Source organism: Mycobacterium sp. OAS707, assembly GCF_014873705.1.
Classification (GTDB): Bacteria; Actinomycetota; Actinomycetes; order Mycobacteriales; family Mycobacteriaceae; genus Mycobacterium.
The window spans coordinates 755,957-772,944 of record NZ_JADBDS010000001.1 but is presented as its reverse complement, the minus strand read 5'-3'; the positions used below and the strand labels follow the sequence as shown (position 1 = coordinate 772,944).

General features: G+C 63.8%; 16 protein-coding genes. 11 read left to right on the top strand and 5 right to left on the bottom strand.

What is annotated here, in order from left to right; all coding sequences use genetic code 11:
• Window positions 1-9: 9 nt before the first annotated feature.
• From GGC64_RS03785 to GGC64_RS03750, 8 genes are read left to right on the top strand one after another with little or no spacing between them, the layout of a single operon-like run.
• Window positions 10-1,269 (top strand): MCE family protein, encoded by a 1,260-nt coding sequence (locus GGC64_RS03785; RefSeq protein WP_192721104.1) that lies wholly within the window; start codon window positions 10-12, stop codon window positions 1,267-1,269.
• Window positions 1,266-2,291 (top strand): MCE family protein, encoded by a 1,026-nt coding sequence (locus tag GGC64_RS03780; protein ID WP_192721103.1) that lies wholly within the window; start codon window positions 1,266-1,268, stop codon window positions 2,289-2,291. The genes GGC64_RS03785 and GGC64_RS03780 overlap by 4 nt, the downstream gene beginning before the upstream one ends.
• Window positions 2,291-3,376 (top strand): MCE family protein, encoded by a 1,086-nt coding sequence (locus GGC64_RS03775; RefSeq protein WP_192721102.1) that lies wholly within the window; start codon window positions 2,291-2,293, stop codon window positions 3,374-3,376. The genes GGC64_RS03780 and GGC64_RS03775 overlap by 1 nt, the downstream gene beginning before the upstream one ends.
• Window positions 3,373-4,833: an MCE family protein gene (locus GGC64_RS03770; RefSeq protein WP_192721101.1), complete on the top strand. Its 1,461-nt coding sequence runs from the start codon at window positions 3,373-3,375 to the stop codon at window positions 4,831-4,833. Before GGC64_RS03775 ends, GGC64_RS03770 begins: the two co-directional genes overlap by 4 nt.
• A complete protein-coding gene (locus GGC64_RS03765) occupies window positions 4,830-6,209 on the top strand; it encodes an MCE family protein (RefSeq protein WP_192721100.1) in 1,380 nt (459 codons plus the stop codon). The genes GGC64_RS03770 and GGC64_RS03765 overlap by 4 nt, the downstream gene beginning before the upstream one ends.
• Window positions 6,209-7,846 carry an MCE family protein gene (locus GGC64_RS03760; protein ID WP_192721099.1) on the top strand — a complete coding sequence of 546 codons (1,638 nt, stop codon included), beginning with the start codon at window positions 6,209-6,211 and terminating at the stop codon, window positions 7,844-7,846. The genes GGC64_RS03765 and GGC64_RS03760 overlap by 1 nt, the downstream gene beginning before the upstream one ends.
• A gap of 36 nt (window positions 7,847-7,882) precedes the next feature.
• Window positions 7,883-8,368, top strand: coding sequence for a hypothetical protein (locus GGC64_RS03755; protein WP_225951153.1), 486 nt, complete (start codon window positions 7,883-7,885; stop codon window positions 8,366-8,368).
• A gap of 49 nt (window positions 8,369-8,417) precedes the next feature.
• Window positions 8,418-8,885, top strand: a complete 468-nt coding sequence (locus tag GGC64_RS03750) for a hypothetical protein (RefSeq protein WP_225951152.1) — start codon at window positions 8,418-8,420, stop codon at window positions 8,883-8,885.
• On the opposite strand, the gene GGC64_RS03745 is transcribed toward GGC64_RS03750, so the two are convergent.
• The 3 genes from GGC64_RS03745 to GGC64_RS03735 form a co-directional block, all read right to left on the bottom strand.
• The gene (locus tag GGC64_RS03745; protein ID WP_192721097.1) at window positions 8,878-9,465 is read right to left on the bottom strand and encodes a TetR/AcrR family transcriptional regulator; all 588 of its coding nucleotides are present in this window, start codon (window positions 9,463-9,465) and stop codon (window positions 8,878-8,880) included. The two genes, GGC64_RS03750 and GGC64_RS03745, sit on opposite strands and share 8 nt — an antisense overlap.
• Before the next feature lie 128 nt (window positions 9,466-9,593).
• The gene (locus GGC64_RS03740; protein ID WP_192721096.1) at window positions 9,594-11,420 is read right to left on the bottom strand and encodes an acyl-CoA dehydrogenase; all 1,827 of its coding nucleotides are present in this window, start codon (window positions 11,418-11,420) and stop codon (window positions 9,594-9,596) included.
• A gap of 130 nt (window positions 11,421-11,550) precedes the next feature.
• Entirely contained in the window at window positions 11,551-12,228 is a 678-nt protein-coding gene (locus tag GGC64_RS03735) for a DUF427 domain-containing protein (RefSeq protein WP_192721095.1), read from the bottom strand.
• Window positions 12,229-12,343: 115 nt separating this feature from the next.
• On the opposite strand from GGC64_RS03735, the gene GGC64_RS03730 reads away from it, so the two are divergent.
• Window positions 12,344-13,771: a wax ester/triacylglycerol synthase family O-acyltransferase gene (locus tag GGC64_RS03730; protein ID WP_192721094.1), complete on the top strand. Its 1,428-nt coding sequence runs from the start codon at window positions 12,344-12,346 to the stop codon at window positions 13,769-13,771.
• Window positions 13,772-13,876: 105 nt separating this feature from the next.
• The gene (locus GGC64_RS03725) at window positions 13,877-14,446 is read left to right on the top strand and encodes a hypothetical protein (RefSeq protein WP_192721093.1); all 570 of its coding nucleotides are present in this window, start codon (window positions 13,877-13,879) and stop codon (window positions 14,444-14,446) included.
• Between the two features lie 5 nt (window positions 14,447-14,451).
• Here the strand turns inward: GGC64_RS03725 and GGC64_RS03720 are convergent, their stop codons facing one another.
• Window positions 14,452-14,715 carry a DUF2631 domain-containing protein gene (locus GGC64_RS03720; protein WP_192721092.1) on the bottom strand — a complete coding sequence of 88 codons (264 nt, stop codon included), beginning with the start codon at window positions 14,713-14,715 and terminating at the stop codon, window positions 14,452-14,454.
• Between the two features lie 150 nt (window positions 14,716-14,865).
• Between GGC64_RS03720 and GGC64_RS03715 the strand changes: the two genes are divergently transcribed.
• Entirely contained in the window at window positions 14,866-15,699 is an 834-nt protein-coding gene (locus tag GGC64_RS03715) for a mycofactocin-coupled SDR family oxidoreductase (RefSeq protein ID WP_304611072.1), read from the top strand.
• On the opposite strand, the gene GGC64_RS03710 is transcribed toward GGC64_RS03715, so the two are convergent.
• Window positions 15,692-16,975, bottom strand: a complete 1,284-nt coding sequence (locus GGC64_RS03710) for a deoxyribodipyrimidine photo-lyase (RefSeq protein WP_192721091.1) — start codon at window positions 16,973-16,975, stop codon at window positions 15,692-15,694. The genes GGC64_RS03715 and GGC64_RS03710 overlap by 8 nt on opposite strands.
• Between the last annotated feature and the right edge of the window lie 13 nt (window positions 16,976-16,988).

Sequence of the window (16,988 nt, the reverse complement as noted above, 5' to 3'; positions counted from 1 at the left end):
AGTCGCCCCTTGAGCCATCGGCCGGGGGCAGGTCTAACAGCACAGTCGGCGTCTGCGGCGGGGGACGAACATTCGGCACCGAATTCTTTTGCGCGGCCCCTCGCCGGCTTGGCGTTGGTCGTCTCGTTGCTGGCGACACTCGGTCTCGCTGTTTATCTGTTCCAAGGTGGCTTCAGTCAGACAGTGCCCATCACCGTTGTCTCAGAGCGGGCTGGACTTGTGATGAACCCCGACGCCAAGGTCAAGTGGCACGGGGTACAGGTCGGTCAAGTGGAGCGAATCGAGGCCCGACCCGACGGCAGGGCCGTGCTGCACCTGGCGATGGACTCATCGCAACTGCAGAACATTCCGGCCAACGTGACCGTTGACATCATGTCCCCCACGGTGTTCGGCGCCAAGTCGGTCGACCTGCTTGCGCCCGCCGTTCCCTCGTCGAACGCGATCCAAGAAGGCCAACAGCTGGATGCCCAGCATGTCATGGTTGAGACGAATACCCTTTTCCAACAACTCAACTCGGTGCTGCACGCGATCGACCCGGTCAAGCTCAACGAGACGCTCGCCGCGATGTCAGGGGCACTGAATGGGCGCGCTGACAAACTCGGCCAGACAGTGACCGACTTCGACCAGTTTCTCAAGACCGTGAATCCGAGTTTGGAGAACATCGATGCCGATCTCGCGGCGGCGCCCGTGGCACTGGACGCCTATGCCGACGCCGCCCCCGACCTCGTCGACATCCTGGACAACAGCACCCGGGTGGGAAACACCTTGGTGGATCAGGAGCAGAGCCTTGATCAGTTGTTGGTCAGCGCCGTCGGACTTGCGGACGCCGGGAACGACGTCGTTGGCACGAATCGCCAAGCGCTGACCGATGTTCTGCATATGTTGGTCCCCACCACCACGGTCCTCGATCAGTACAACGACAACCTTCGGTGTGGAATCGAGGGCCTCAACGCATTTGTCCACGCGCCGCCGCCGGAGAAGCCTGGTGTCGACGTCTCGGCCAACTTCACGCTCGGCGTCGACCGATACCACTACCCAGAGGATCTGCCCAAGGTCGCTGCCAAGAGCGGGTCGTCCTGCCATGACCAGATGCTGCCCATCGTGCCCAACGGCAAACGGCCCCCGTTCTTGGTCGCCGACGTCGGCGCCAACCCGTGGCGATACGGAAACCAAGGGATCCTGCTCAACGCCGATGCACTCAAGCAGGCGCTGTTCGGGCCGATCCAGGGGCCGCCGAGAAACAGCGCGCAGATCGGCATGCCGGGATGACAGGCTCATGGAAGGTCATAGTCAAGTTCGGCACCTTCGCGACGATCATGTCGCTGCTTACGGTGTTCCTGTTCTTCACCTTTGGGCAATACCGGACAGGATCCACCAACGGCTACTCGGCGATCTTCACCGACGCCTCGCGATTGCAGGAGGGTGACACCGTCCGCGTTGCGGGGATTCGCGTGGGAACGGTGACGGCGGTCTCGCTGCATTCCGACGACGAAGTGCGAGTTCAGTTCGACGCCAACCGCAACGTAAAACTGACCGCAGGCACGAGGGCCGCGATCCGCTATCTGAACCTGACCGGCGATCGCTACCTGGACCTGATCGACAGTCCTGGCTCGACACGGCTGGTGCCGCCAGGTAGTGAGATTCCCGTCGAAAGAACCCAGCCCGCACTCGATTTGGACCTCCTTCTCAGCGGGCTCAAACCGGTCATCAAGGGGCTCAACCCGCAGGACGTCAACGCGCTCACGTCCTCACTGGTGCAGGTGTTCCAGGGCGAGGGCGGAACCATCAACTCCCTGTTGACCAAAACCTCGTCGTTCACCAACACATTGGCCGACCACAACCAGACCGTCGAGGAATTGATCGGCAACCTGAACACCATGCTCGGCACCATCTCGAAGGACGGTGACCAGTTCGCCACCGCGATTGACCGCCTCGAGAAACTCATCGGCGGCCTGTCGCAGGACCGCGACCCGATCGCCACCGCGATCGAATCGCTCGACAGCGGAACCGCTTCGATTGCCGATCTGCTCACCCAGGCCAGGCCCCCGCTCGCGGGCACGGTGGATCAACTGAATCGGTTGGCGCCCAACCTGGAAAGCGGTAAAGGCTACCTCGACGGTGCGCTACAGCGGGCGCCGGGCAACTACCGCAAACTCGCCCGGATCGGGACCTATGGAGCATTCGTCCAGTACTACATCTGCGAACTCACGATCCGCGTGACGGATCTGCAGGGCAGAGCCTCGCTGTTCCCCTTCGTCAAGCAGGAAAACGGAAGGTGCGCTGAGCCCTGATGCTGAAGTACCGAGGAGGACGTCTCGCCCGGGCCGGCTTCATCGGCGTGGTGCTGGCGATCCTGATCATCGCAGTCGGCCTGCAACCCGAACGACTACTCGCGTACGCGACGTCGTTGCAATATCAGGCGCTTTTCACCGAGGCCGGCGGCATCGCCGTCGGCAATGACGTCACGTTGGCAGGCATCAAAGTCGGCGCGGTAACCGATGTCGTACTCGACGACGGGAAGGCGCTCGTCCGGTTCACGGTCACCAGTGAGCACCCGCTGAAGTCCGAAACATCGGCACACATCAAGACCGGAACGCTGCTCGGAGAGCGGGTGCTGACGCTGAAATCGACCGGAAGCGGCATGTGGGAGCGCAACGAGCCGATTCCGGCCACGCGGACGTCGTCACCGTACTCATTGAGCGATGCCGTCAACGAACTCACGGCGAATACTGCGGGCACCGATACGCAGCAGCTCAATCAGGCTCTGGACACCCTCACGCAGACCCTCAACGACATTGCGCCCCAATTGGGTCCGACGTTCGACGGACTGTCCCGACTGTCGCAGGCTTTGAACAGTCGTGACGGCACCCTCAGCGATGTCCTGCGGTCGGCCTCTGACGTGACGGGAATTCTGTCGGAACGAAGCCAGCAAGTGAACAGCCTGATTCTCAACGCCAACGATCTGATGGCGGTGCTCGTCGAACGGCGCCAAGCGATCGTCGATCTCCTAGCCAATACCTCTGTCGTCTCCAAGCAACTGGTTGGCCTCGTCAAGGACAACGAGGCGGAGTTGGCCCCTACCCTTGACCGGCTCAACCAGGTGAACGACGTCCTGGTGCGCAACCGTGACAACCTCGCCAAGGCAATCCCGGGGGCGGCCAAGTACCAAACCACCCTCAGTGAAGCGGTTTCCAGCGGGGCGTACTACACCGCGTATGTGCCGAACTTCAACCCGATGCAGATATTGCAGCCCTTCCTGGACTACGCCTTCGGTTTCCGCAGGGGCGCTTTCGGTGCTGGGCAGCCGCCGGCCACTGCGGGCCCGCGTGCGGAATTGCCGTTGCCGTACAACGCGATTCCAGGAGGATCGCGATGACCGGCCGGTCTCGAAGGTGGGTGCTATCTGCGGTGGCGGTGATGCTGACGGTTGCGCTCGTCGGCGGCATATTGGCGCTGCGTGCAACGCTGTTCGCGCCTACCACGATCGTCGCCTACTTCTCCGCGGCCACGGCCGTCTATCCGGGTGACGACGTGAAGGTGGCCGGTGTGAAGGTCGGCACCATCGATTCCATTGAGCCGCAGGGCACGCGGGCCAAGATGGTGCTCAAGATTGATCACGGGGTCCCAGTGCGTGCCGATGCGAAGGCAGTGGTGGTTGCCCAGAACTTGGTCGCCGCTCGTTACGTTCAGTTGACGCCGCCGTATGAATCTGCGGTCGGGGGGCCGAAGATGACCGACGGTGCCGTCATCCCACAGGATCGGACTGCGGTGCCGGTCGAGTGGAACGAGGTCAAACGGCAACTCGAACGTCTGGCAACAGATCTCGGACCGACCGGTGACATGTCCACCAGTTCCGTCGGGAGGTTCATCGACAGCGCCGCCAATGCCCTCGACGGCAATGGCGACAAGCTGCGCCAGACGTTGGCGCAACTGGCCGGGGTCAGCCGCATTCTGGCCGAGGGCAGCGGCGACTTCGTCGGGATCATCAAGAACCTTCAGGTCTTCGTCACGGCCCTCCGCGACAGCAATGAGCAGATCGTGTCGCTCAATGATCGACTCGCGACGTTGTCCAGTGTGCTCGACGGAAGCAAGTCCGACCTCGACGGCGCCCTGACCAACCTTTCCGTCGCGGTCGATGAGGTGAAACGGTTCGTCGCAGGCACCCGCAACCAGACGGTCAAACAGGTCCAGGATCTAGCGCAAGTTTCCCAGGTCCTGGCCGACAAGAGGGACGACTTCGAACAGGTGCTGCACGTGACACCGAACGCCTTCGCCAACGCCTACAACATCTTTGACCCGGACACCGGGGCCGTCCGAGGCGGGTTCACGATTCCCAACCTCGCCAGCCCGATGCAGTTCGTCTGCGGCATGATCGGCGCGACGCAGAACACCACCGCGGCCGAGACGGCGAAGCTCTGCGCGCAATACCTGGGTCCAGCGCTGCGGTTGCTCAACCTCAATTACATTCCGGTACCGATCAATCCGTACCTGGCCAAATCGGCCAGCCCCGAAAACATCGTCTACGCCGACCCCAGGCTCGCGCCCGGCGGCGAAGGCGGCGCACCGTCCGCACCTGAAATACCGCCGGCGGTTTCGGCATACACGGGCGCTGACGATGTGCCGCCGCCGCCCGGGATGGGGCCGCCCGACGTGCCGCTGCCGGTCAACGATCGCCAACCGGTATCTCCGTTCCCCGCCTTGTATCCCGGTGCGCCAGTACCGTCTGGGCCACCGCGCATCGGTCCGCCCGCTCCAGACGCAGCCGCGCCGACCGAACAGGGCACACCGGGTCTTCCTGGGATGCTGCTGCCCGCAGAAGGTGGATCCCAATGAGTGGACGGGCCGTGTATCGAATTCTTGCCGTCGGCATGTGCGTGGTGATCAGTGCGACGGGTTGCGCGTTTCAAGGCGTCAACTCGCTGCCGTTGCCCGGCGCGGTCGGTCGTGGGCCTGGCGCGGCGGTCTACCACGTGCAGATAGCCAATGTGGCCACGCTCGAGTCGAATTCGCCAGTGATGATGAACGACGTCGTGGTGGGCAGTGTCGGCAAGATGGACGCCCAAGATTGGCACGCCAATGTCGACATCTCGGTTCGGCCTGACGTCGTCATCCCCGCCAATGTCGTTGCCAGTGTTGGGCAGACCAGTCTGCTTGGCTCAATGCATCTCGCGCTGAACACCCCGTTGGGACAGCAGCCGCAAGGCAGGCTGGCGCCGGGGGCCACGATCGGACTCAACGAGTCGTCGACTTATCCGACGACCGAGGAGACCCTGTCGTCGCTTTCGGTGGTGGTCAATGCCGGGGGATTGGGCCAGATCGGCGAGATCGTGCACACCTTCAACCGGGCGCTGTCGGGTCGGGAAGCCGATTTCCGCGATCTGCTCACCCAACTCGACGCGTTCGTCGGCACACTCGATCAACAGCGGCAGAGCCTGGTCGGCACGCTCGAAGCGATGAACACGATCGCGTCGAACTTCGCGGGTAGACGTGACGTGATCGATCAGGCGTTGCAGCGGATCCCACGCGCACTTGAAGTCCTTGACCGAAGGCGACCGCAGCTGACCACTGCGCTCACCAAGCTCGGCGAATTCAGTCGAACAGCCAACCGGCTCGTCAACGACACCCAGGCCGACCTGGTCAAGAACCTGCAGAATCTGCAGCCGACCATTCAGGCGCTGGCCGATGTCGGGCCCGACCTGGACGCGAGCCTCGCGTACGCGACCGTGTTTCCGTACGGGCAGAACCTCATCGACAGAGCGGTCCGCGGCGACTACATCAATCTTTTTGCCACCGTTGATCTTTCCGGGCCTCGGCTGCGAAAGTCGATCTTCCTTGGTACCCGAGGTGGCCAGGAGGGCCGCGACCTGGTGCCGCTGCCGGGCGAACCGTATTTCCAGCGCTACACCTATGACCCGGTGGGCCTGCCCATCGATCCGCCGCCTCCCGGCGGGCCGTTGTCAGCGCTGCCAGGGACACCGCCGACCGCGGGATTGCAGGCCGACCCGCCCGGTGCGGCTGCAAGCCTGCCAGGCCCGGGTTCGCTTGCCGCTCAAGCTCAGACGCCACAGGCGCCGCCACCGATCACCGGTCCGGTGTTGCCGGTGGTACCGCAACAAGACGGTCTGGACACCACGACAATCGATCCCGCAGCGATCCGCGGCGGACCGATTTTCGCCGGGCCGTACGCACAGACGGGTGGAGGCAACTGATGCTGACACGCTTCGTCAAAACCCAACTTGCGATATTCACCACCGTGGGCATCATCGGCATAGTGGTCATGGCGATCAGCTATGTCCAGGTGCCGACGCTGCTCGGAATCGGCAGGTACGAAGTAACCCTGCAGTTGCCGACGTCCGGCGGCCTCTACCGGTTCAGCAACGTGACCTACCGCGGAGTGCAGATCGGCAAGGTCACCGAGGTGCGATCGACCCGCACGGGCGCAGAGGCGACGCTGTCGCTGGCGTCCTCGCCGAAGATTCCCGCGGATCTGCAGGCCGAGGTCGCGAGTGTCTCTGCGATCGGCGAACAGTACGTCGAGCTCAAGCCACGTGGCGACTCGGGGCCCTATCTCCACGACGGCTCGATCATCACCGCTGCGCAGGCCGAAATACCCACGCCGGTGGGACCCGTGCTCGACCGTGTCAGCAAGCTGGTGGAAACCTTCCCGAAGGACAGGTTGAGCGCACTTCTCGACGAGACGTACAAGGGATTCAACGGCGCGGGATACGATTTCGGATCGCTGTTGGATTCGGGCGCAACGTTGAGCGCGCAGCTGAAGGGTGCGGCCGATCAGACTCGAACGCTGGCCGACGACGCTCGACCACTGCTCGAAGGCCAGGCCGCGACCGCGGACCCCATCCGCACGTGGGCACGCAGCTTGGCCGGGTTCACGGGCCAGGTCAGGGCCAACGACCCACAGCTTCGCGCTGTGCTGCAACGCTTCCCGGGCTTCGCCGACCAGACTTCCGGCCTGCTGAGCCAGCTCAAGCCGACGCTGCCGATACTCCTGGCGAACTTCGGCACCGTTGGCGAAATCCTCATGACGTACAACGCATCGTTGGAACAGCTCATGGTGTTGTTGCCGCCCTACATCGCCCAGCAGCAGTCATACACCGTCACCAGCGATTCCACGGGACAAGCGCGCGGGGATTTCGCCTCTACCGTCAGCGATCCGCCGGCATGCACGGTGGGGTTTCTTCCGCCGTCGTCGTGGCGGTCGCCCGCCGACGAGTCCGACATCGACACGCCCGACGGGCTCTACTGCAAATTGCCGCAGGATTCGCCGATCTCGGTGCGAGGGGTACGAAACTTTCCGTGTATCCGGCACCCCGGCAAGCGAGCGCCGACGGTTCAGATCTGCAACAGCGACAAGCCTTTCGTGCCGCTCGCCATGCGTGAGCATGCGACCGGGCCGTACCCGATCGACCCGAGCCTGGTCGCGCAGGGCATCCCGATCGACGACCGAACGACGTTCAACGACAATATCCACGCTCCGGTTGAGGGAACGCCGTTGCCGCCGGGTGCTGTTCCGTCCGGTACCCCTCCCGACGCCGGGCAGCCAGTCCCTGTCACGAATTCGCCGCTGGAGGCGCCGATCGCCGACGTGGCACCACCACCGCCGGCTCCCGCACCGGACGCCCCGCCAGTACCCGACGGCAGCGCGCTACCGGTTGCACCGAGCGGGTTTGGGGCTGCGAACCCCGATGTAAAACCCACAGTGGCTGTGGCTCAATACAATCCGCGCACCGGGGAGTACGTCGGATCCGATGGCCAGTTGTACAAGGTGACGAACCTGGCTGCCGATACACCGATCGACAAGACGTGGAAGGACATGCTGCCCCACTAGGTGTGGTGCGCGCGATGGGAGATAACCGTGGTCACAATGGTCAACGCAGTCGCACCGGTAGTGGGGTCTGTCGTTCTGGCGTCGGCCACCATAGCGCTGGCGCCAACCGCAGGGGCTGCGGGGATGAAGATCGGCAATTACGAGGTGGCCAACGATCGATGGAATGATCACTCATGGGTGTGGTCGGTCACTCACTCATGTCGAAACGATCCCGAATGCGGGACGTACATCGTGGACCCCGTGATCGCGCCCGCGACCGACAACCTCAACGTGCTTGCCATTCCGCGGCCTTTGAAGAGCCAAAGATTCCAGAACACAGCGTTTTACGCCGATGGTCGCTACACGTTGACAGTCGACGTGATCGATGGCGTGCGTTGTATCGGTTACAACCTGCCGTCACACGATGTGTACAACTGGGATGCGGCGTCCTTGGCGGGAACCATCGTGTCCACGTTCGACGCCGGCTGTTACGGCGCACCTGGAGGCACGGCCACCTATAACTTCTCACTCATCCGAATGTGAGATCGCAATGAATCCGATCAGAGTGCATTCTGCCGCAGCAATATTCACTATGGTCGCGCTGCTGCTCGCGCCTAGTGCCGGCGCGGAGTACGAAGAGTACGCGATGAACGGAACCTTCTCGGTGGTCTCGAACGGCGAGTGGGCCAGGATGAATGACCGCTACCAGGACGAACCGACAGTACGAAGCACGTGGACCGTCGACACGGTGTGTTCGTCGGCGATCACCTGCTCGGGCAAGGTCACCAGCAGTCTGGGATGGACCGAAGATATCTACACCGGTGCAGGCAACCTGTGGTACGTCAAACACCTTGTTCCGGACTGGATTCCATGCCCGGACGGGACCAGCGCACCTGGTCTTCAGGTGTACAAGTTCTATCCGGCCACCGAGGAGGGCATGTCTCAGCGCATTTCAGACTTGTGGCTGGGTGAAGACGAGACCACCGGGGTGAGTGGCAATTGCGGCAGGAACCGCTCGCTGGTGCTCAACCTGCCGGTCAAGATCATCAGAATCAGCTGACGTCGAGATTGATGAACGCACGCGCCTGCTTCAGCAGTAGCGCGCGCAGCGCGTCGTCGTCCATGCGGGTCGACAACGGATGCGTCACCGCAACGGCGACGGCACCGGAAAGCATCGCGGCGACCAGTTGGCCCTCTTCGCTGGAGTTGCCGACAAGCACGCAGTAAAGCCGCTCGTTAAATCGTTGAAACGGTGGATGTTCAGCCAGCAGCCGCGCTACGACGGGATCGAACTGAAGTGTGCTGGCCCGCTGGCGCTCAGCGACGGCAACATCCACAACGGTTGACAGCAGCATGGATCGGGCACGCGGAAGACCCTCCGATAGTTCGGCGACGATCAACGCATCTTCCAGTTGGCCCAGTTGCTTCTCGATCAGGGCGATCACCAGGTCGTCCTTGGCTTTGTACTGGCGATAGACCCCGGCCTTGGTAATGCCAATCGCGTCGGCAATCATCTGGTACGAAGTTCCGGTAACGCCGTGAATGGCGATGAGGTCCAGTGCGGCATCGAGGATGCGACTCTGCGCTGCCGTGACTGGCGTCGAGAACTGTCGCACAGGGGCGTTTGCCGGACTACTCATTGGTAAAGGGTACTTGCCGACGCTTCAGATCAGTGCGGCGCCGCCTGGCATGGTCGCCGAGACCGACGAAATGGCGATATCCACTCGCACTTACACGCCCGTTTGTCCGTTTGGGCACAACGCTTAGGTCAGAACGCTGCCTCGGGCAGACTCATGATGTCGTCGTCGAGGTTCTCGACGATCTCGCGCACCGCCGCCAGGTTCGGCAGCATGTTGGCGGCGAAGAACACCGCGGTGGCGATCTTGCCCCGATAGAACGCCTCGTCGCCTTTGGCCGCAGCGAGCGCGGCTTGTGCGATGTTGGCCTGGACCAGAAGGCGCCACCCGATCACCAGGTCGCCGACTGCGAGCAAGTACCGGACCGACGCGAGGCCGACTTTGTAGATCTCCGTTGGCTGCTCGGCGGCGGCCATCAGGTAGCCGGTCAGCGTTGCGGTCATCGCCTGGACGTGCTCCAGCGCGGCGCGCAGTTGGGCGGCCTGGGTCTTCAACGCTGCATCGGAACTGTCGATCGTCTGGCTGATCTGCGTCGCGACATGTGCCAGCGCCTCACCGCGGTCGCGAACGATCTTGCGGAAGAACAGGTCCAGCGCCTGGATCGCGGTGGTGCCCTCGTACAGCGAGTCGATCTTGGCGTCGCGGATGTACTGCTCGATCGGGTAGTCCTGCAGGAAGCCGGAACCCCCGAGCGTCTGCAGCGACTCGGTGAGCAGTTCATATGCGCGTTCGGATCCCACGCCCTTGACAATCGGAAGCAACAGGTCGTCGACGCGGTGCGCCATCTCGGCACTCGCGCCCGAAACCTGCTGAGCCACATCATCATTCTGATGCGCGGCGGCGTACATATACAGTGCCCGCAACCCCTCGGCGTACGCCTTCTGCGTCATCAGGCTGCGGCGCACATCCGGGTGGTGGATGATCGTCACTCGCGGCGCCGACTTGTCGGTCATCTGAGTGAGGTCGGCACCCTGGATGCGCTCCTTCGCGAACGCCAGCGCGTTGAGGTAGCCCGTCGACAATGTGCCCGCGGCTTTGACACCGATTGTCATCCGGGCGTTCTCGATGACGGTGAACATCTGCGCGATGCCGTTGTGGACGTCGCCAACCAGATAACCGACGGCAGGGATGCCATGGCCGCCGAACGTCAATTCGCATGTGGGGGAGGACTTCAACCCCATCTTGTGCTCCAGCCCTGTTGCGAAGACGCCATTGCGTGGGCCGAGCTCGAAGGTGTCTGGGTCGAACAGGAACTGCGGCACATAGAACAGGCTCAGGCCCTTGGTCCCCGGGCCGGCCCCCTCCGGCCGGGCCAGCACCAGATGGAAGATGTTCTCAGCGGTATCTCCGACGTCACCACCGGAGATGAACCGCTTCACGCCCTCGATGTGCCAGGTGCCGTCGGGTTGGGCAATTGCCTTGGCACGCCCAGCGCCGACGTCGGAGCCCGCGTCAGGCTCGGTCAACACCATGGTGGCCGCCCAGCCGCGCTCCAAACCCACTGCAGCCCAATGCTTTTGCTGGTCGTTGCCCTCTTCGTACAGCGCGAGCGCCATCGCGGGCCCCAGCGCCCACCAAAACGCGGCGGACGGGTTGGCGCACAGCAGCATTTCGTTGACCGCCCACACCAATGCCCTGGGCGCGGGCACCCCGCCGATCTCCTCGGGCAGACCGATACGCCACCACTCGGCGTCCTTGACTGCCTGCACCGACTTGGCCAATTCGCCTGGCACGCTGATGGTGTGGTGCTCAGGGTCGAAGACCGGCGGCTTGCGGTCAGCCGAGGCGAAGGATTCGGCCACCGGTCCCTCTGCAAGCCGCGCGACCTCGTCGAGCATCGTGTGCACCGTGTCGGCGTCCAGATCGCCATAGCCCCCGGACTCGAGAACACCGCCGAGGTTCAGCACCTCGAACAAGTTGAACTCGATGTCACGGAGGTTGGTGAGGTAGTGGCCCAACGCTTTTCCCTTCGCTTGGCAAACTGCGAAAAGTGTGGCGGGCCAGGCAAAACGTACGCAACCGTAACCACGGCAACCTACGGTGACGGAACCGTAGGGTACCAGGTCAGGCAGCTTGCTGTGATGGGCGTCACATAGCAGGAAGCTCGGCGACTACCTCGGCTCGGGCCGCGTCGAAGCTCAAATATCCCTTGATGGGCAGACATTCGGGTGGGGGATCCTCGTAGCTCCACGCCACGTCGTCGGCCACGGTGTCGTCAACGACCGCCGCCCAGTACGTCGCGTGGCCCTTGTAGTTGCAATAGGACGTTGTGTTCGTGCGGCGCAACAGGTCGGTGCGAACGAGCGAAGGGTCGACATAGAGGCGAGGGTCAAGCGCGGTCTCGAACACGATCACGGTGTCCGCGGTGTCGACCAGGGTGGCGCCTGCGACGTCGACCCGCAACTGGCGATGAGTCGGTCTGCAGTCGACGCGGTGGTACGGGTTGGGCGGGTAATGGACGAGTTGGCGGCCTTCCTCGAGCCAGGTGTCGACCGCGTCCCACGGCACGTGGACGTACCCGGGTGCCTGCGGTTCGGCTTCGGTGGGCAGGTCGCCGACGTCGTCGGCCGGGAACGCGTAGCTCAGTGGGTGATCGCACCGATGCACGAGCAACGCCCGCTCGGTGTCGATCACCGTCTGCCCGTTGCGGATGGCCTGCACACGGCGGGGGTGCGGCTCGACGAAGACCACCTCTCCGGGTAGGGGAGGCGAGAACCAGCCTGCGGGGTCCTTACTGAGTGGACCGCGTCCGGCGACGAGACTCATTGCCAAAGCTTTACAGAGTGCGCGTGCAGTGTCACTGCCGTGGTGAATGTTCGCCGAAGCCGCATGGCGGGCATCTGTAGGGAGTGCAATAGGGCAAGGGAGAACGGGGTGGGGTATGAGGCGACTCAATGGCGTCGACGCGTTGATGTTGTACAGCGAGACGCCCGAGGTTCATATGCACACGCTCAAGATCGGCATCCTCGACGTGTCCGGCGTCGAGGGCGGATTCACCTTCGATCTGTTCCGCGAAGTCGCCTATCCGCGGTTGATGACGTTGCCCGCGCTTCGCTACCAACTGGTCGACATACCGCTGAAGCTGCATCACCCGATGTGGGTGGAGAACGACGACATCGACCTCGACTATCACTTGCGCCGCGCGCGGGTGTCCGCTCCTGGTGGACGCCGCGAACTCGATCAGCTGATCGGCGAGATCGCCAGTGCGCCGCTGGATCGCAGCCGCCCCATGTGGGAGATGTATGTCGCCGAGGGGCTGGCCGACAACCGCATCGCGATCATTCACAAGGTCCACCATGTGCTGGCCGACGGGGTGGCCTCGGCCAACCAGATGGCCAAGGCGATGGCGCCGCCGGAAGCGCTGCCCGTCACGCCACCTCCCTCGTCGGCGCAGGCGAGCGGCAGCCTGCTGAAGGCGGCCGGTCGCGATCACCTGCGCCTGATCGGAAAACTGCCTCGGCTGGTGCGGGAAACGGCCCGCGGTGTGTCGCGGGTCCGGAGTCGCTCGAAGGAGCGCGGCCAGCATCCGGATCTCGCCCGCAACTTCGCGCCGCCCCAGTGCTTCATCAACCATGTCGTGTCCCCTGGCCGCCGGTTCGCGACGGCACCGCTGGCGCTAGCAGACGTGAAGGAAACGAGCAAGCATCTCGGCGTCACCCTCAATGACATCGTGTTGGCGACCGCGGCGGGAGCCCTTCGTCAGCTGCTGCTGCGCTACGACGGCACGGCCGATTCACCACTGATCGCCGGAGTCCCGGTGAGCTACAACCCTTCGCCGGAGCGGTTGGTGGGCAACGAATTCACATATATGACGCCGTCGTTGCCGGTGCACATCGATGATCCGCTCAAGCGGGTGGAGTTGACGTCGGTGGCGACCGCCATCGCGAAGGAAAACAACCAACTGCTGGGGCCGACAGTCCTGCCCGCGTGGCTGTCCTATCTTCCTCCTGCGCTCGCGCCGGGACTGTTCCGTAGCCAGGCCCGCCGGCTCGAGTCGGCCAGCGTCATGAATCTGGTCATCTCGAATGTGCCCGGTCCGCGGGAACGCGGCAACATCGAGGGCGCGACGGTCAGTGAAATCTATTCCGTTGGACCGGTGGTCGTGGGCAGCGGGATGAACATCACGGTATGGAGCTATGTCGACCAGCTCGCGATCTCGGTGTTGACCGACGATCGCACTCTCGACGACCCGCATGAGGCCACCGACGCAATGGTCGACGCCTTCATCGAAATACGCAGCGCGGCAGGGCTATCCACCGACCTGACACGGATCGGTGCGGCCATGCCGCTGGCTGCTGCGGCCGGCTGACCGCTCGGCACAAGCCAGGATTTTCGACCAGCCGGTTGGCCGGACGGCGGTTGGCCAGGAAAATCTAACCTTTACAGATCATGACAGAAGTGTCACGCTCTAGGCATGGCTACCCGATCCGTCATCGCCGACGACAAGACCGCCGCGGGTATCGATCGCGCGGCCGCAAGCAGGGTGCTCCGGTACCAACTCAACGTTCTCGCAGCCAGCGCGGAGGATGTCGTGCGGTCGGCGGGCGGTTGGCTGTATGACCGCGCGAGGGCCGGCTGGGATGTCAATGTGATGGTCGCCGACGGAGCCGACCCCCGGCCGCTGACGATTCTGGGTGCGACGGCACGAGACGCGAACGAGGGTTTCCTGTCGATGGTTCGCAGCTCATCGCGCGTCGGTGCACTGGCCGTCAGCGCCGAACTGCTGGCTGCCGATCAGCTGGTCCGCGACGAGGTTGTCCACGTGCTCAAGCGCGGACTCACCGAAGTCACCGTGTGGGGTTCGCCGTGGCCGGCCGAGCTGGGTCGCCAGACTGATGCGATCCACCATCGGGTGAGTTCGGCTGCGCGGGCCTTCAAATCGCACGCGCTTGTCGCCGCCGACGTCTCAGGCGACCACGCCACATCGAACGAGACGCTCTTCCGGATCGGCTCGGGGGCCTTCCGCCCGCTGTACTCGGTCTGAGGGCGCTACCGAATCCAGCCCCGGCGGCGCAACCACCAGTCACGCGCCACCGCGATCAGGATGAGGATCGCGAACGCGATCAGGAAGCCGTCCTCAACGTGGCCGACGTGATTGCCCCGCAGCATCAGCAGCATGAATCCGGCGGCCAGCAGCCCCCCGATGTGGATCACCTTGTGGTTCTCCTTAGACCAACCCCACTCCGCGGAGGGCACATCTTCGACGTCCGGAGCTTCCCTGCCGGTGTGTCGTTCCACCTCGGTGTTGGCCACGGCTACTCCTCATGGTCGGGCTGAGTCTGCAGACATTCTGGCACAGGCCTACTACGCGCGGCAGTACACCCGTTGACGTCGCCTTTTCCGTTTGCCGGCATCGCGGACTGGCGGAGCGTAGCGTCGTCTGCGCGCCGAAGGGGGAGTCTGATGGCATTGCAGTTGGAGGGGAAAGTCGCGTTCATCACCGGCGCCGCCAGGGGGCAGGGCCGCTCGCATGCGGTTCGGTTCGCCGAAGCGGGCGCCGACATCATCGCGTTCGACCTGTGCGACCAGATCGACAGCGTCGCTTATCAGATGGCCACGCCGGAGGATCTCGACGAAACAGTGAACCTCGTCGAGAAGACGGGTCGCCGCATCGTCGCCGAACAGGGCGACGTCCGTGATTTCGAACGGCTGAAGGCGGCGGTCGCCAACGGCGTAGCCGAACTCGGTCGGCTGGACTTCGTTCTCGCCAACGCCGGGATCCTGCCGATGGTCGGCCAACAGGCACAGGACATTTCGGCTTTCAACGACGCGATCGCCGTGATGCTCAACGGCGTGTATTACACGATCGAGGCGGCGTTGCCCGCACTGCTCGCCCACGACGATGGCGGAGCGATCGTGATCACCAGCTCCGTTGCCGGGCTGTCCGGTATGCATGTCAAGCTGAGCCAGAAGACTCACGGCGGGGCAGGCTATCTAGCCGCCAAGCATGGTGTTGTCGGCATCATGCGCGGTTACGCAAACATGCTCGCCGAGAAGAACATTCGCGTAAACACCGTCCATCCGACAGGGTTGAACAGCGGGATGATCGTCAACCCGCAAGTCGAACAGCTGCTGGCCGAGCAGCCCGAGTACGCCGCGGCATTCGAAAACCTGCTGCCGGTCCCCCTCATCGAGGCCAGTGACATCAGTGAGGCCATGCTCTACCTCTGCGGACCGTCGGGCCGCTACATCACCGGCATCCAGCTTCCCATCGACGCGGGCTTTCTGGTCAGGTGAGCTGGCTGTAGCGGCGCAGCGCTTCCTTCCGCTCTGCCGCATGGTCGACGATCGGTTCGGGATAGTCGTCGTGGTCCACCTCGGGCACCCAACGGCGAACATAGGCACCGTCCGGATCGAACTTCTTGCCCTGCGTAGCGGGGTTGAACACGCGGAAGTACGGCGCGGCGTCGGTGCCGCAGCCGGCGGCCCACTGCCAACCGTGTTGGTTGTTGGCGATATCGCCGTCAACCAACTGCTCCAGGAACCACCGGGCGCCCCACTGCCAGGGCAGGTGCAGATCCTTGACTAGAAACGACGCGACGATCATCCGGACCCGGTTGTGCATGAAGCCGGTCTGCGCGAGTTGGCGCATGCCGGCGTCGACGATCGGAAAACCGGTGCGGCCCGCTTTCCACGCCTCGAACAGCTCTCGGTCATCGTCGACCTGGATCGCGTCGAACGACTTGTTCCAGTTCCACCACGCACTGTCGGGCCACTCGTGAAGCACCGCGGCATAGAAGTCACGGAACGCCAGTTCGCGTAGATAAGCCTGGGCGCCCGTGGTGCCGTTGAGATCGGCGGCCATGGTGCGCGGATGGATCGCGCCGAACTTCAGGTGCGCCGACATCCGGCTGGTGGCGTCGAGGTCGGGCCGGTTGCGTTGCTCGGCGTAATTGTCCAGTTCGCTGTCAACGAATTTCGCCCATTGCTTGCGGGCGGCCGTCTCGCCGGCAGGCAGCTCCAGCTCCACCCCGGCGTCGGGGATGTCCACCCCGCCGGGCACGTCGGCCGGGTCGATCCAGCGCGCTGAGCTCGCGCTCGAGTCGGCGGGCGGACGCCAGCCGTGCCGCCGCCAAGCGTCGTAGAACGGGGTGAACACCTTGTAGGGCGTGCCGTCGCTCTTGACGACCCGGCCTGGCGAAACCAGATACGGCGACCCGGCCTCCTCGAGCGATACGTCACCCAGCGCGTCGCGAACCGCGTCGTCGCGTCGGCGGCCGAACGGCGAAAACTCCGCCGACACATGCACGGATGTGGCGCCAATATCCTTGGCTAGCTTGGGAATTCGCTTCTCCGGGCGACCGCGCGTGACAAGCAGCCGCCCATCGAGGGAGTCGCGCAGATCCCGTAGCGCGTCGTACAGATACTGCAGCCGGCGCGATCCAGCCGAAGCCGTCAGCCGAGGGTCCAGCACGTAGCAGGCCAGCACCTCGCCGTCCTGGGCGGCGGCGTCGAGCAGCGCAGGCAGGTCACGCAGCCGCAGATCGCGCCGAAACCACAGCAGTGTTGGCATCCATTGATGCTGC

Coding starts and splice junctions, on each gene's coding strand:
- GGC64_RS03725 (WP_192721093.1), top strand. CDS start 13,877: ATGGCTACCCGATCCGTCATCGCCGACGACAAGACCGCCGCGGGTATC.
- GGC64_RS03710 (WP_192721091.1), bottom strand. CDS start 16,975: ATGCCAACACTGCTGTGGTTTCGGCGCGATCTGCGGCTGCGTGACCTG.
- GGC64_RS03770 (WP_192721101.1), top strand. CDS start 3,373: ATGACCGGCCGGTCTCGAAGGTGGGTGCTATCTGCGGTGGCGGTGATG.
- GGC64_RS03750 (WP_225951152.1), top strand. CDS start 8,418: ATGGTCGCGCTGCTGCTCGCGCCTAGTGCCGGCGCGGAGTACGAAGAG.
- GGC64_RS03735 (WP_192721095.1), bottom strand. CDS start 12,228: ATGAGTCTCGTCGCCGGACGCGGTCCACTCAGTAAGGACCCCGCAGGC.
- GGC64_RS03775 (WP_192721102.1), top strand. CDS start 2,291: ATGCTGAAGTACCGAGGAGGACGTCTCGCCCGGGCCGGCTTCATCGGC.
- GGC64_RS03730 (WP_192721094.1), top strand. CDS start 12,344: ATGAGGCGACTCAATGGCGTCGACGCGTTGATGTTGTACAGCGAGACG.
- GGC64_RS03765 (WP_192721100.1), top strand. CDS start 4,830: ATGAGTGGACGGGCCGTGTATCGAATTCTTGCCGTCGGCATGTGCGTG.
- GGC64_RS03715 (WP_304611072.1), top strand. CDS start 14,866: ATGGCATTGCAGTTGGAGGGGAAAGTCGCGTTCATCACCGGCGCCGCC.
- GGC64_RS03745 (WP_192721097.1), bottom strand. CDS start 9,465: ATGAGTAGTCCGGCAAACGCCCCTGTGCGACAGTTCTCGACGCCAGTC.
- GGC64_RS03780 (WP_192721103.1), top strand. CDS start 1,266: ATGACAGGCTCATGGAAGGTCATAGTCAAGTTCGGCACCTTCGCGACG.
- GGC64_RS03760 (WP_192721099.1), top strand. CDS start 6,209: ATGCTGACACGCTTCGTCAAAACCCAACTTGCGATATTCACCACCGTG.
- GGC64_RS03755 (WP_225951153.1), top strand. CDS start 7,883: ATGGTCAACGCAGTCGCACCGGTAGTGGGGTCTGTCGTTCTGGCGTCG.